Source organism: Candidatus Desulfosporosinus nitrosoreducens, assembly GCF_030954495.1.
In the GTDB taxonomy this organism is placed as follows: Bacteria; Bacillota; Desulfitobacteriia; order Desulfitobacteriales; family Desulfitobacteriaceae; genus Desulfosporosinus; species Desulfosporosinus nitrosoreducens.
Map to the genome: position 1 here is coordinate 1 of NZ_JAVHUW010000073.1, position 12,960 is coordinate 12,960.

A 12,960-nucleotide genomic window follows, 5' to 3' on the forward strand; every position below is an offset into this window, starting at 1 on the left:
CTCGGGCCAGAGATTTGCCGCCGGTTTCTTTCGGATTTCACCTCACGGTGAACACCCTTACCTTAAACTATAGCTACTGCTACCTTCACTATTCGGGACTTTCACCCTAGAGATAACGCCCATGCCGGGCACACAAAGCAAGAAGAGCAGGAACGCCTTGTTCTGCTCTTCTTGCTTAAGATTATGGTTTTTTCTATAACAAAGGATTTTCTTACCTGAAATTTTCTATGGCAAAATGATTCAAAATTAAAGGATATAAATCCACAATGCGGGGGTTTTCCAGCTTGAGGGGCCTGCCGGTGACAATCATAGGTACTGTCGAGTCTTCCTCTTCCAGGGAACCATGACTTCCTCCGCCGGGGTGAATTGGCGCTCCCTCAGCGAAATACTCGTACCCCGACACGGCAGAAACAACAACCCGGCTTTCCTGTCTCGCTTCTAAAGCTGAGATAAGCCGGTTGAAAGCATCCGGAAACTTTCCAAACCTGACTGTCTGCTCCTCCGCTACATGAGCATCCAGCACAGATAAATCTCCATCGTAAGACCAGCTTTGACCATAGACATCATGAATGAGACCGTCACGGGAAAAGTACAGCTGTTTTCCTGTACCTCCCTGCAGGACACTATACTTGTTTTCGGCAATTTTCCAGGCGATTTGGGCATTGCGGGCATCTTTGACTAGAATGTCCACGATCCTGGGCAGAATCTCCTGCTGTCTTTGCAATATGTAAATAAAGGCCATACGTTCATTCGGGCAAATGGCAATCTCCTGCTGCCCTTCAATAGCTTCTTCCGTAGATCTGAGCCTGGTGAAAGACTTCAGGGCATGATCGAGATCAATCAGATAGTCTCTGCCTAAGCCAACCGTCGACTGAGAATGATCCCCCGTCACAATTACCACGGTTTCCTCAAGAGCTTTCTCCCATGATCCAAACTCTTTAAGGACCAAACCAATCTGTTGATCGGCCCGTTCGATAGAAGGCCCCGTACGCAAAGGACCATAGTAATGGGAGTTTTTATCGTTATCCGGAAAGTAAACCATCGTAAAATCCGGTAGAATTCCTTCTCGCACAAGCTGGCGCGCCACCGTTCCGGAAAAAACGTCATTAAAGCCAAAACGGTGAAAAACCCCTCTCGGGTAGGCCGGCAAGCGACGGGAAAAAGGCAGATGGACAAGTTGCCCTAAGGTTAAATGGGAAGGCCCGAAAATTTCTTTTTGCCGGAGCTGAAAACCGGTTGCCAAAGAAATTAAAAACGGAAGTTTCGCTTGAAAAGGATGTGCAGCCCGGTGCATAAAAAGGTTAATATTTCCGGTACTAAAGCCTGCGGCCTCTAACGTCTCATAAATCGTTGGAGTTTCTAAAGCCAGATGTTCCCTATTAAGCTTGGACAATAAATTTAAAATAATATTTTTAGGACCCATTTTTAAAACGCTTTGCCAAGTCGCCCCATAATCAACGACCTTGCGGCTCTCCCCGTCATACCAGATAAAACCCGGGATTCCATGCCGGTCAGGCCCTGCCCCCGTGACCATCGTACTGGTGGCCACCGGGGTCATCGTCGGAAAAGAGGATACAACACGTTCGAAATAAGTCCCATGTTGCGCCAGAAAGCATAGAGCCGGCGCGTTTCCCTCACATAAAATTCTTCCCAGAACAACAGGATGCAAAGAATCTATCACAAATAAGATAATCTTTTTCATGATCGACCCCCTTCAAAGTTGCTGGTAAAATCCATTATAACAAATTTATCTCCTATTTGTCACGAGAAGAGACTTGACCCATAGCATTCAACGTCACTGCCACTTCGGCCCCAAACAAAACTATAATACAGGAAATATAGACCCAAAAGGTAAACAGCATAATAAACGTCAAACTTCCATAAATCATCTCATATCTCCCCAAATGCTCGGTGTACCAAACAAAGACTACCCGGGAAGTATATATTCCCAAAGTTGAGACTAAAGCACCTATGAAGAGATAAGAATTCCGGATTGTCTGGGATGGTAAAAAACGATAGCAAAAATGACAGGTCAAAAAAAGCAATAGGGGAAAAGCTAAATGAGAAATCCCATGGAAAAGCGCTAACCACAGAGGAACACCTTGGCCCGTGAAAACGTTTTTGAAGAGAGCTAGAGAAACAATAGTTGCCAAAGAGGAAATAATCGTAAGGCTTACAAGGACCACGAGCATCCCGAAGCCTACAAGATACTGCCGAATAAAGGATCTTCTTTTGGTCACTTCCCAAATTGTATCAAGAATCCTTTGAAAATAGACAAAGCCACCCGTAGTGGTCCAAAGCAAACCGAGAATCCCAAAAAGCCCGACCTTGTTGGAACCTAATAAAACCAGCCGGGACACGTTTTGAGCGAGATAGAGTTTGGCATCCGGAAGAGCAGGAACGTAGGACTGGAAAACCTCCGAAATAAAATACTGCACCGTTTCCTGAGGAATAAAAATCGAAGCGCCATAAATCATCAATAGAAGTAACGGGACCATCGAAGAAAACCCAAAGAAGGCAATCACCGCTGCCAAAGCCCCAATATTGTGTTTCACAATTGATGTCACGAGACTTCGAACAAATAATGCAATCCGTTTGGCAACCATTTTAATTACTTCCACCTGCCTCTTCGCACAGCAACCTGAATACTAGTTTGCCCTGGAAGCCAATTCCCAATCCGACGATAACCCTTAGTAAGGTTTACCGTCGGATTGGGATCAGACCTTCCGGCTGCCCGGCTTAATTGCCGGGATTCCTTGAGCGCACAAAGGGCATTTTTCCGCCTCATAAGCCTGAATTTCAAGCTGGAGAAGGGAGCTTTGAGGCAAGCCGAACTCCACTGTTCCGCCGCTGCGATCGACAAGAACGCCAACTCCCACCGGAACAGCCCCCAGCTCCCGAACTACCGCCAGCACTTCACGCACCGACCCGCCTGTCGTAATAACATCCTCCACAACCAAAACCCGTTCCCCCGCAGCCAGGGTGAATCCCCGGCGCAAGCGCATAATTCCGTTTTCCCGCTCCGTAAATAAAGCTCTCACACCCAAGGCTTTAGCCACTTCATGAGCCACGAGAATACCTCCCATAGCGGGGCCTATGACGGTCTGGACCTCAAAATCCCGAAAAGAGGCTGCCAATCCTGCGGCTAAAATAGCTGCCCGCTCAGGATACTGCAAAACTTGAGCGCACTGCATATACTGCGCACTATGTTTCCCCGAAGTTAAAAGAAAATGTCCTTCGAGCAGGGCTTGGCTTTTTTTGAACAAATCCAGATAGTCTTCCATTTTAAGCAGAGTTCTCTCAGCGGCAACGTTTTTTTCAGTCATGTTATCCTCTCCTTATTTCATCTCAGCCAAAGTCTTTCTAAGGCTTGTTGCGGATTCTCCGCCCGGGTTATCGGCCTTCCCACCACAAGATAAGAGCTGCCTGCCGCCAAGGCTTCGTGCGGAGTCAAAACCCGCATTTGATCATCTGTTTCACTCCAAGCCGGTCTTATCCCCGGAGTAACAATCAAAAATTCAGGAGCTGTGTTTTTTCGGATGGCTCCGGCCTCTTGAGCTGAGGCTACGACACCGTCCAATCCAGCCTTGGCGGCAAGTTTCGCCAGGGCCACAACGTGCTCTTGAAGTTGGCGTTCTATCCCCAACTCTTGGTGAAACTGATGTTCCGACATGCTTGTCAGGACGGTTACCCCAATGATTTTAGGTACAAGTCCCAGTTTATAGCCTTCGTCACGTGCAGCGGAAGCCGCCCGAGCCATCATATCCTGCCCCCCGCTGCAATGGACGTTGAGCATATCCGCCCCGGCCCGCACATAGCCTCGCACTGCCCGCTCAACTGTAGTGGGAATATCGTGCAGTTTCAAATCTAAAAATATGGGAAATCCCAGTGATTTTAGTTCGCCAACGATTGCAGGACCTGAATAAGCATAGAGCTCCATGCCAACCTTAAGCCAACAACCGCTTCCCTGCAGGGCATTTGCTAAGGCTAAGGCCTCTTCTCGCCCCTGGACATCGAGTGCGACCATAATCCGCTTATTTAAGTTCTTATCCATTACAAGCCCTCCATTCATTCCTAACACCTAAGATGCGGAATATCTTCAGACGTTCTGCCTTACCCGCCGCAAGGAGCTTCCTGTAACTTAACCGCGATGGGCTAAGCCAACTATTTCCCGCACCGCAGAATACCCTTTCTCTGCACAATAATGTTCGATACCCTCCAGAATTTCCAGCGGAACCTGAGGATTATAAAAGTTCCCCGTTCCAACGCTGACCGCCGTTGCCCCCGCTAAAAGAAACTCCACCGCATCCTGCCAGGAAATAATTCCGCCCATTCCTATGATCGGTAAATCTACGGCTTCCGCCACCTGCCAAACCATGCGCACCGCCACAGGGCGAATCGCCGGGCCGGAAAGCCCGCCAAAGGTGTTCGCCAGAACGGGACGCCGGGCCTCCAAATCAATACGCATGCCTAAGAGAGTATTGATCAGGGAAAGGGCATCTGCTCCGCCGCGCTGAACAGCCCGGGCCATAGCTGCGATATCCGTGACATTCGGGGAGAGCTTGGCGATGACCGGCAGATCTGTTTCAGCCTTAACCGCCGCGATTACTTCTTGAGCACTCTGAGGGTCCGTACCGAAATGCATCCCGCCGTGTCTGACATTGGGGCAGGAGATATTGACCTCCAAAGCAGCTATGCCGGAGCCCTGACGCAGCGCCCGGGCCATAAGGACATAATCCTCCAGAGAAAACCCTGAAATATTAGCTATCACAACCGTAGGAATTTTGCTTAGTTTGGGCAGATAGGACGTGACAAATTCCTCTAGCCCCGGATTTTCCAAACCAACGGCATTTAATAAGCCCGACGGGGTTTCCGCCAAGCGCGGAACAGGGTTTCCTAAACGAGGAAGGGGCGTGATTCCTTTTAAAGTAATCCCCCCCAAAGCTTCGAGCGGGCAATAAGCGCTATATTCCTCGCCAAATCCATAGGTCCCTGAAGATGTAAGGACAGGATTGCGGAGAGTGATCCCGGCAAGCCGAGTCGTCAGGTCAACAGGTTTCATCCCAAACAACCTCCTCTCCGGGAAAGACCGGGCCATCTGTGCAAACCTTTTTATGGATCAATTGCCCCGCTCCGTTTTTCAGAGTACACACACACCCCAAACAAGCTCCCACGGCACATCCCATGCGTTCTTCGAGCGAAACCTCCAGCGGAACCCGGAACCCACTGCAGAGCTCTGCAACTGCCCGCAGCATTTGTTTCGGGCCACAGGCAGCGACACTTATTTTTTTCCTGCTTACGTCCTCCCCATCGGTCTGCAAGATTAAGAGCTCTTGGCGAACCAGTTCTGTCACCAAGCCTTTTTCCCCTCTGCTTCCGTCCATAGTACTGAGATGCGCAGGAATTCCCAGGCCCTTCCAGCTGGACAGTCCGGCACTTTCCAGAAAGGACAGATTTTCACCGCCCCAAAACAGGCGCACCTTCAGCCCTCGCATGAGGGCACTCTGAGCCAGAGCATACAGCGGGAACACTCCGATTCCCCCGGCAACCAGCCACAGTTCTCCTTCTTCAGGCAGAGAAAAACCATTTCCCAAGGGCCCCATTACACTGAGCTTATCTCCACAGTTCGCCTGAGCTAAAATCTCAGTCCCTCTTCCTTGGACTCGATAAAGAAGTACGATTTCATCACGCTCCGGAAAAATCTCAGCGATACTAAGCGGGCGTCTTAATAAAGGATCAAGGGTTGTACGGGCCAAGTCTTGGACTTGAAGGGCTACAAATTGCCCGGGCTTTGCCGTTCGGGCAATGGGCCCCTTTAAAACCAAGCGCCTCAGCTTTTGATCTTCATTTCCTATAAGTTCATGTTCAGCGACTTCTCCCAGCGCAAGCATGGCATTCTCTCCTTTCGAGTAACCTAAACGTCACCGGATTTCGTACTAGGGTTCTCCCTTCCCCGGATTTTTAGACTTAAATTTAAACCTTGCCGTTTCCGCTTTATGTTTGTGCCTTGACGTTTAAAGGGGCAGCAGGCCCGGAGAAATGCTCTCCAACACGTGAAGCAGAGCAGCCGCAGTATCGAGACTGGTAAAGCAAGGAATTCCATACTCAACAGCCGCTCTACGGATAGCAAACCCGTCACTTTCCTGAAGCCGCCCATGGGTCGTGGAGTTAACGACATATTGAATCTTCTGTTTGCGGATTCCGTCAATAATTTCATTGGAACCATCGTGCAGCTTGGCAATGGGTTCTACCCGAATTCCTTCCTTTATCAGATAACCGGCCGTTCCCGCGGTAGCTAAGATGCGAAACCCCAACTCTACGAAGCGGCGAACAAGATCCACCCCTTCCGCTTTATCCCGGTCCGCCAAAGTCACCAGCACGGAACCATAAGTCGTAAAAGAAAGCCCCGCCCCTAAAAGTGCTTTGTAAAGAGCTTTCTCGTAAGTGCGATCCATCCCCATGACTTCTCCGGTGGACTTCATTTCCGGTCCTAAAGAGGGCTCAACCTTTTGCAGTTTAGAAAAAGAAAACACAGGGGCTTTGACTGCAACGCGATTCCCCAGCGGCCAAAGGCCACGGGGTATTCCGATATCCTCCCATTTTCTTCCCAATATAACTTGAGTACCCCAATCTACGATGGGTACTCCTGTAACTTTGCTTAAAAAAGGAACGGTTCTGCTGGATCTCGGGTTGACCTCCAACACATAAAGTTCCTTTTGATAAATGACATACTGAATATTTAACAGCCCGCTTATTTTCAGAGAGCGTGCCAGGGATTCTGTCAGAGCAATTATCCGCTCCTGCATACTTTGCTCCAGAGTCTGAGGAGGGTAGACCGCGATAGAATCGCCGGAGTGAACTCCGGCCCGCTCTAAGTGCTCCATAATGCCGGGAATAAAGACATTTTCTCCATCGGAAATGGCATCGACTTCTACTTCCTTGCCCAACAGGTATTGATCCATCCAGATCTCCTGATCCGAAGAAGCACTTAAAGCACGCTTAACAACCGCATCTAGTTCTTTTTCTTCATAAACGATCTCCATAGCCCGGCCGCCCAAGACATAGGAGGGGCGTACCACTAAGGGAAATCCTATGGTTTCAGCCACTTGGCGCACTTGTTCCCTGGTTGTCGCTCCGCCGCCCTGCGGGCGTTTCGCGCCCAGTTCCTGAAGTACTCGATCAAAGGTTCCTCTCTCTTCCGCCCGATCAATATTTTCCACCGCAGTACCCAGAATCGGATACCCCCGCCGTTCCAAACTGCTTGCCAAGCCGATGGCCGTTTGCCCGCCGAACTGAACAATGACACCCTCAGGCTGCTCTTTATCCAAGATCGCCGCCACATCCTCCAAGGTTAAGGGTTCAAAATATAAGCGATCTGCCGTATCAAAATCTGTCGAGACGGTTTCAGGGTTATTATTAATGATAATACTTTCAAAACCTGCCTTTCGCAACGCTAAGACAGCATGCACCGAGCAATAATCGAACTCAATCCCCTGCCCGATGCGAATCGGGCCCGACCCTAAAACGACCACTTTAGGACGTTTGTGGACTTCCCCCTCATCTTCGGCATCATAACTGGAATAAAAGTAAGGAGTGCTGGCTTCAAACTCTCCGGCACAGGTATCCACCATTTTAAACACCGGCAAAATCCTATGTTCTCGTCGAAACCTGCAGATCTCGTCTTCCGTACTGTTCCAGAGCAAGGCAATCTCTCTATCGGCAAACCCCAGGCGTTTGCCCTTGCGCAACGTCTCCGCATTCCAAGGAGCACTTGCTAAAACATCCCTAAAGTCCACCAATCGTTTAAGGATGAGCAGAAAATATGGATTCCACCTGGTCAGTTCCGCTAGTTGTTCAATGCTCCAGCCCCGCCTTAAAGCTTCAGCCAGAACAAACAACTGCCGGTCGTCAGGTTTGCCGCAGATGTTCTTAAGTTCAGCCTCAGAGATTAATTCCAGTTCTTCCAGATTCACTCCGAAAAGTTTAATGTCAAGGGAACGAATTGCTTTGAGCAAAGCTGTTTCCAGGTTCCTGCCGATACCCATGACTTCGCCCGTTGCTTTCATTTGAGTGCCTAGCCGGCGGTCTGCCTCTGAAAATTTGTCGAAAGGCCAGCGCGGAATTTTCACCACTACATAGTCCAGGGCAGGCTCAAAGCAAGCCGACGTTTTACCCGTAACGGCATTTTTCAGCTCGGTCAGGGCATAACCTAAGGCGATTTTGGCAGCGACTTTAGCGATGGGATATCCCGTAGCCTTGGAAGCGAGGGCACTGGAACGGCTGAGACGGGGATTCACCTCAATCACCACATAGTCCATGCGCTCCGGATGCAAGGCAAATTGGACATTGCATCCCCCTTCAATGCTCAAGCCGTGGACAATCCTGCGCGCTGCGCTGCGCAGCATCTGGACTTCCCGATCCGTTAAGGTTTGGCAAGGCGCAACGACAATACTGTCTCCCGTATGAACGCCAACCGGGTCCATATTTTCCATATGGCAAATCGTAATACAGGTGCCGATACTGTCACGCAAAACCTCAAATTCGACCTCTTTCCAACCGGCCACACTGCGTTCCACTAAAATCTGCCCAATCAGGCTCGCTTGCAAACCGCTTTGGGCAACTTGTTTCAACTCTTCATCACTTTCGACAATTCCGCCCCCGGTTCCTCCCAAGGTAAACGCCGGACGCACAATTAAAGGGTAACCGGTTTTGCGGGCAAATTCCAAAGCATCTTCAATCTTAGCCACGATTTTGCTCTCCGGAATCGGCTCACCCAACTTCTGCATTAAAGTCCGGAAGCTTTCCCGGTCTTCCGCCTGGTCGATACTCTCCAAGGAAGTGCCCATCAAGACAACGCCACAGCGTGCCAACACTCCGCGCTTAGCCAGTTGATAGGCCAAATTGAGGCCCGTTTGTCCGCCCATGGTGGGAATTAACCCGTCCGGCCTTTCTCGCTCAATAATTCGTTCCAGTGCTTCCACAGTTAAGGGCTCAATATAAATCCGGTCTGCGGTTTCGCGATCCGTCATGATTGTCGCCGGATTGGAATTGACTAAGATTACTTCAATCCCTTCTTCCCGGATAGCCCGGCAGGCCTGTGTTCCGGCGTAATCAAATTCTGCCGCCTGCCCAATCACAATGGGGCCCGAGCCAATCACCAGAACCTTTTTCCATGCCTTCTTGGGCATTACCTTCTCCCCTTCCTCGCCAAACGTTCTTCCACCATCCCGGCAAAGCGATTGAAAATCTCGGCATTTTCTTCAGGGCCCGGAGCCCCTTCCGGATGAAACTGGACGGACAGCACGGGATAGACGGCGTGTTCCATACCTTCGACAGTTCCATCGTTAAGATTGCGCATGGTCACTGCAAAACCGGAACCCTGCAAAGAAGTGTCGCGGACCGCGTAGCCGTGGTTCTGCGACGTCATTGTCGCTTTACCCGTCCGCAAATCTATGACGGGATGATTTCCCCCGCGATGCCCGTAGGGAAGCTTGTAAGTTTCTCCGCCAGCTGCTAAAGCCAACAGTTGATGACCTAAGCAAATCCCTAAAACAGGCAGCTGCGCATAAAGCTGCCGAACTGTAGCAATCCCTTGGAACAAGGCGCTGGGATCTCCGGGGCCATTGCTCAGAACCAGGCCGCTCGGTCGCTGCCATAAAATTTCTTCGGCTGCAGAGCCTGCCGGAAAGACCATGATCCTAAATCCCCTCTGTTGGAGCGAGCGCAAAATATTCCGCTTCACTCCAAAATCGAGCACCGCAATCAGCGGGCCTGACCCGGGTATCTCATAAATCTCCTTCACGGTCGAACGATAAACCCAATGCTCTCTCCCCCCGCCCTGGCAATCAGAATCCGCATTGCCGCTGTCAGGGCCGACCCGGTCTTCTCTCTGCTTTCTCCAGAACTCCAGCCCTGCTTCCTCAGTGTCAGTCAAAACCCCCGGCAGTGTGCCAAATTCCCGCAGATAGCGAGTCAAGGCTCTCGTATCGACGCTTTTTAACCCTTGAACATTATACTGCTGACAATACTCCTCCAGAGATCCCTCGGCGTGCAGGCTTCCTTCCCCTTGAGACAGCTCGCGCACAATGAGTCCCTGGAGGCGGGTTTTATCCGCCTCATTCTCTTCGTGGTGCCAGCCATAATTTCCGATTTGCGGCTGGGTAAGGACTAAAATCTGCCCGGCATAAGATAGGTCTGTGACCATTTCTTGATATCCGCTCTGAGACGTATTAAAAACTACTTCCCAGGCCACCGGCGAAACAGAACGTTTCTCCCACTCTCCGAACCTCTCCCCTGCAAAGGCCGTCCCATCCTCAAATACGAGATAAGCCACCTGCGACACTTCCTCTCATTTCTCTTCCCGCCCCTGCTTAAGCAGACCAGGTTTTTGCATGTTAGTGTTCCGGCTGGAGAACAACTCTGTTCTTCTGAACTAAGCGGCCTTCCACCCAGACCATGACCGGGAAGCCCTGCAGGGTTTTTCCAAGAAATGGAGTATTGCGCGCTTTGGAAACTAAACTGGCCGGTTCAATCACTTCCCGGAAATCCGGATCGAAAAGCACCATATCCGCGCCGGTTCCAGGCTTTAGAGTTCCCCCGGATAATCCAAAGCGCTGAGCCGGCAGACAACTCCAGGCCTCAATCACCCGCTCCCAGCTTATTTTGCCGGGCAGTACCAAATATTGATACACCGCACTTAAGGCTGTTTCCAGACTTGCAATTCCAAAAGGGGCCTCGGCGAAGGGACGGGACTTCTCCGCTTGAGTATGAGGAGCATGATCCGTAGCAATCATGTCGATAGTCCCATCACACAGTCCCGCAATCAATGCTTCCCGATCTTCTTTTGAGGCCAGGGGCGGATTTACTTTCAGGGCTGTATCTGTCAGACGGATATCTTCATCACAGAGAATCAGATGGTGAGGGTTAACCTCAGCGCTGACATTAACTCCGCGCGCTTTAGCCCTGCGGATCAGCTCCACACTCTCCGCCGTAGAAATATGGGCTAAATGCAGTTTCCCACCCGTTTCCTCCGCCAAGATCACGTCCCGGGCTACAACGACGCTTTCGGCACTGGCCGGGATTCCTTTCAGTCCCATCCGCCCTGAAGCCAGTCCCCGGCGCATGAGTCCATCCCCTGCCAGATCCTTGTCCTCACAATGACTGATAATCGCCAGTCCTGTTAATTTGGCATATTCTAAGGCCAGTCTCATGACCTCGGCGTTTTGAATATTTTTCCCATCATCAGAAAAGGCTGCCACTCCGCCTTCTTTCATATCGGCCATTTCCACAAGTTCTTGCCCGTGCATGCCTTTAGTGACAGTCCCAATGGGCAGGACGTGAGCATACCCGGCCCGTTCTCCTTGCAGCCGCACAAATTCCGCCAAGGCGCGTTTGTCAATCACAGGCTGAGTGTTGGCCATGGCCAAAATCGTTGTAAATCCGCCGCGTACAGCCGCCCGTGAACCGCTGAAAATATCTTCCTTGTCTTCTTGTCCCGGTTCGCGCAAATGCGTGTGGACGTCAATGAGTCCCGGAAAAAGAAACTTTCCCTGACCGTTGACAGTTTCCACCTCTTCACCCTGAGCTTTATTCAGAACTTCTTCCTCCGTGATTGAGGAAACCATCTCCAGAACTTTCCCTTCTTGGATGAGAACATTTTGCGGACTCGATATTTTTTGACTCGGGTCAATCACCCACACATCTTTAAGCCACCACACTGCCGGACCCTCCAATCAATAAATAGATTAAAGCCATGCGTATAGCCACGCCGTTCGTCACCTGACGCTCAATCAAAGCTTGCGCCCCGTCGGCCACATCGTCGGAAATCTCTACTCCCCGGTTCATCGGACCCGGATGCAGGACAATGCTTTCCTTCCCGGTCTTCCGCAAACGCTCTGTCGACAAGCCATAGAGACGGCTATATTCACGCAGACTGGGAAAAAGCCCGCTTTTCTGCCGTTCCAGCTGCAAGCGCAAAGCCATCACCACATCTGCGCCCGGCAAGGCCTTGTCCAGATCATGAGTGAGTCTTACTCCCAAGCCCTCCATCTCGGCGGGCACTAAGGTAGGCGGACCCACCAAAGTCACATCGACTCCCAGTTTTTGCAGTCCCCAAGCATTGCTCCGGGCCACCCGGGAGTGCAGGACATCCCCGACGATGACTACCTTTTTTCCATTTAAATCTCCGAGTTTCTCTTCCATTGTGAAAATGTCCAGTAAAGCCTGGGTCGGATGTTCATGCTGACCGTCTCCGGCATTAATAACCCCTGCGTCGAGAATGTCCGCCAAAAAACTTGCCGAACCGGAACTGGAATGTCTTAAAATCACCAAATCGGCACGCATGGCCTGGATCGTTTTGGCCGTGTCGTAAAGACTCTCTCCTTTGCTTACGCTGCTCTGAGCGACAGCGATACTTGTCGTGTCGGCGCCCAAAACTTTAGCGGCCATTTCAAACGACGTCCGCGTTCGGGTACTGGCCTCATAAAAAAGATTGACAACGGATTTCCCTTTAAGAGTAGGCAACTTTTTAATGGGACGCATGAGAATCCCTTTCATCACTTTTGCCGTGTGCAGGATCTGGCGAATTTCCTCTACGCTCATCTCTTCCAAGCCCAAGACATCCTTACGCTGCAGTTTCATTGTAACCCTCCTAATATTTCTAATACGAACGGCGGCCCAAATGCAGAACAATTCTTCTTTACCCGTGAATCACATTCTTTGCCATCAAACCTAAAACGTCTCTTTTCTCTTTGTATCCCCTTCTCCACAACCTTATATACAAGCCCAATGGAGGCTTGATTGGTAACAAAAAATCCTCTCCCTTCTAAAGGGAGAGGATTAAAAACAGGCATAGCCCGTCATCCACACGTCCCTTGACCATCTCTCGGGATGGCATTTAAAGGGGTAAGTCATTAAGCGTATGTTTTCAAATTTGGCTGCCCAAAAAACAGGCAGGTACTT

General features: G+C 50.5%; 11 protein-coding genes. All 11 read right to left on the reverse strand.

The genetic code is table 11. From position 1 onward, the window contains the following. Positions 1-211: 211 nt before the first annotated feature. Entirely contained in the window at positions 212-1,702 is a 1,491-nt protein-coding gene (locus tag REC12_RS20935; protein WP_308897739.1) for an alkaline phosphatase family protein, read from the reverse strand. 52 nt (positions 1,703-1,754) lie between these two features. Beyond that, positions 1,755-2,621 carry a YihY/virulence factor BrkB family protein gene (locus REC12_RS20940; protein WP_308897740.1) on the reverse strand — a complete coding sequence of 289 codons (867 nt, stop codon included), beginning with the start codon at positions 2,619-2,621 and terminating at the stop codon, positions 1,755-1,757. Positions 2,622-2,717: 96 nt separating this feature from the next. Next, positions 2,718-3,326, reverse strand: a complete 609-nt coding sequence (pyrE, locus tag REC12_RS20945) for an orotate phosphoribosyltransferase (protein WP_308897741.1) — start codon at positions 3,324-3,326, stop codon at positions 2,718-2,720. 17 nt (positions 3,327-3,343) lie between these two features. Next, a complete protein-coding gene (pyrF, locus tag REC12_RS20950; protein ID WP_308897742.1) occupies positions 3,344-4,054 on the reverse strand; it encodes an orotidine-5'-phosphate decarboxylase in 711 nt (236 codons plus the stop codon). An 87-nt stretch (positions 4,055-4,141) separates the two neighbouring features. Then, the gene (locus tag REC12_RS20955) at positions 4,142-5,062 is read right to left on the reverse strand and encodes a dihydroorotate dehydrogenase (RefSeq protein ID WP_308897744.1); all 921 of its coding nucleotides are present in this window, start codon (positions 5,060-5,062) and stop codon (positions 4,142-4,144) included. Then, a complete protein-coding gene (locus REC12_RS20960; RefSeq protein ID WP_308897745.1) occupies positions 5,049-5,891 on the reverse strand; it encodes a dihydroorotate dehydrogenase electron transfer subunit in 843 nt (280 codons plus the stop codon). The genes REC12_RS20955 and REC12_RS20960 overlap by 14 nt, the downstream gene beginning before the upstream one ends. 123 nt (positions 5,892-6,014) lie before the next feature. Then, positions 6,015-9,188, reverse strand: a complete 3,174-nt coding sequence (carB, locus tag REC12_RS20965; RefSeq protein WP_308897746.1) for a carbamoyl-phosphate synthase large subunit — start codon at positions 9,186-9,188, stop codon at positions 6,015-6,017. Next, on the reverse strand, positions 9,188-10,333 hold the full coding sequence (gene carA / locus REC12_RS20970) for a glutamine-hydrolyzing carbamoyl-phosphate synthase small subunit (RefSeq protein WP_308897747.1): 1,146 nt from the start codon (positions 10,331-10,333) through the stop codon (positions 9,188-9,190). The genes carB and carA overlap by 1 nt, the downstream gene beginning before the upstream one ends. A gap of 61 nt (positions 10,334-10,394) precedes the next feature. Next, the gene (locus REC12_RS20975) at positions 10,395-11,717 is read right to left on the reverse strand and encodes a dihydroorotase (RefSeq protein ID WP_308897748.1); all 1,323 of its coding nucleotides are present in this window, start codon (positions 11,715-11,717) and stop codon (positions 10,395-10,397) included. Next, a complete protein-coding gene (locus REC12_RS20980) occupies positions 11,704-12,639 on the reverse strand; it encodes an aspartate carbamoyltransferase catalytic subunit (RefSeq protein WP_308897749.1) in 936 nt (311 codons plus the stop codon). The genes REC12_RS20975 and REC12_RS20980 overlap by 14 nt, the downstream gene beginning before the upstream one ends. Further along, entirely contained in the window at positions 12,636-12,851 is a 216-nt protein-coding gene (locus REC12_RS20985; protein ID WP_308897750.1) for a hypothetical protein, read from the reverse strand. Before REC12_RS20985 ends, REC12_RS20980 begins: the two co-directional genes overlap by 4 nt. Positions 12,852-12,960 lie beyond the last annotated feature (109 nt).

Bases quoted from the DNA above. Each gene is read 5' to 3' on its own strand.
- REC12_RS20935 (WP_308897739.1), bottom strand. From the start codon at position 1,702: ATGAAAAAGATTATCTTATTTGTGATAGATTCTTTGCATCCTGTTGTT.
- pyrE (WP_308897741.1), bottom strand. From the start codon at position 3,326: ATGACTGAAAAAAACGTTGCCGCTGAGAGAACTCTGCTTAAAATGGAA.
- pyrF (WP_308897742.1), bottom strand. From the start codon at position 4,054: ATGGATAAGAACTTAAATAAGCGGATTATGGTCGCACTCGATGTCCAG.
- REC12_RS20955 (WP_308897744.1), bottom strand. From the start codon at position 5,062: ATGAAACCTGTTGACCTGACGACTCGGCTTGCCGGGATCACTCTCCGC.
- REC12_RS20960 (WP_308897745.1), bottom strand. From the start codon at position 5,891: ATGCTTGCGCTGGGAGAAGTCGCTGAACATGAACTTATAGGAAATGAA.
- carB (WP_308897746.1), bottom strand. From the start codon at position 9,188: ATGCCCAAGAAGGCATGGAAAAAGGTTCTGGTGATTGGCTCGGGCCCC.
- REC12_RS20980 (WP_308897749.1), bottom strand. From the start codon at position 12,639: ATGAAACTGCAGCGTAAGGATGTCTTGGGCTTGGAAGAGATGAGCGTA.
- REC12_RS20985 (WP_308897750.1), bottom strand. From the start codon at position 12,851: ATGCCTGTTTTTAATCCTCTCCCTTTAGAAGGGAGAGGATTTTTTGTT.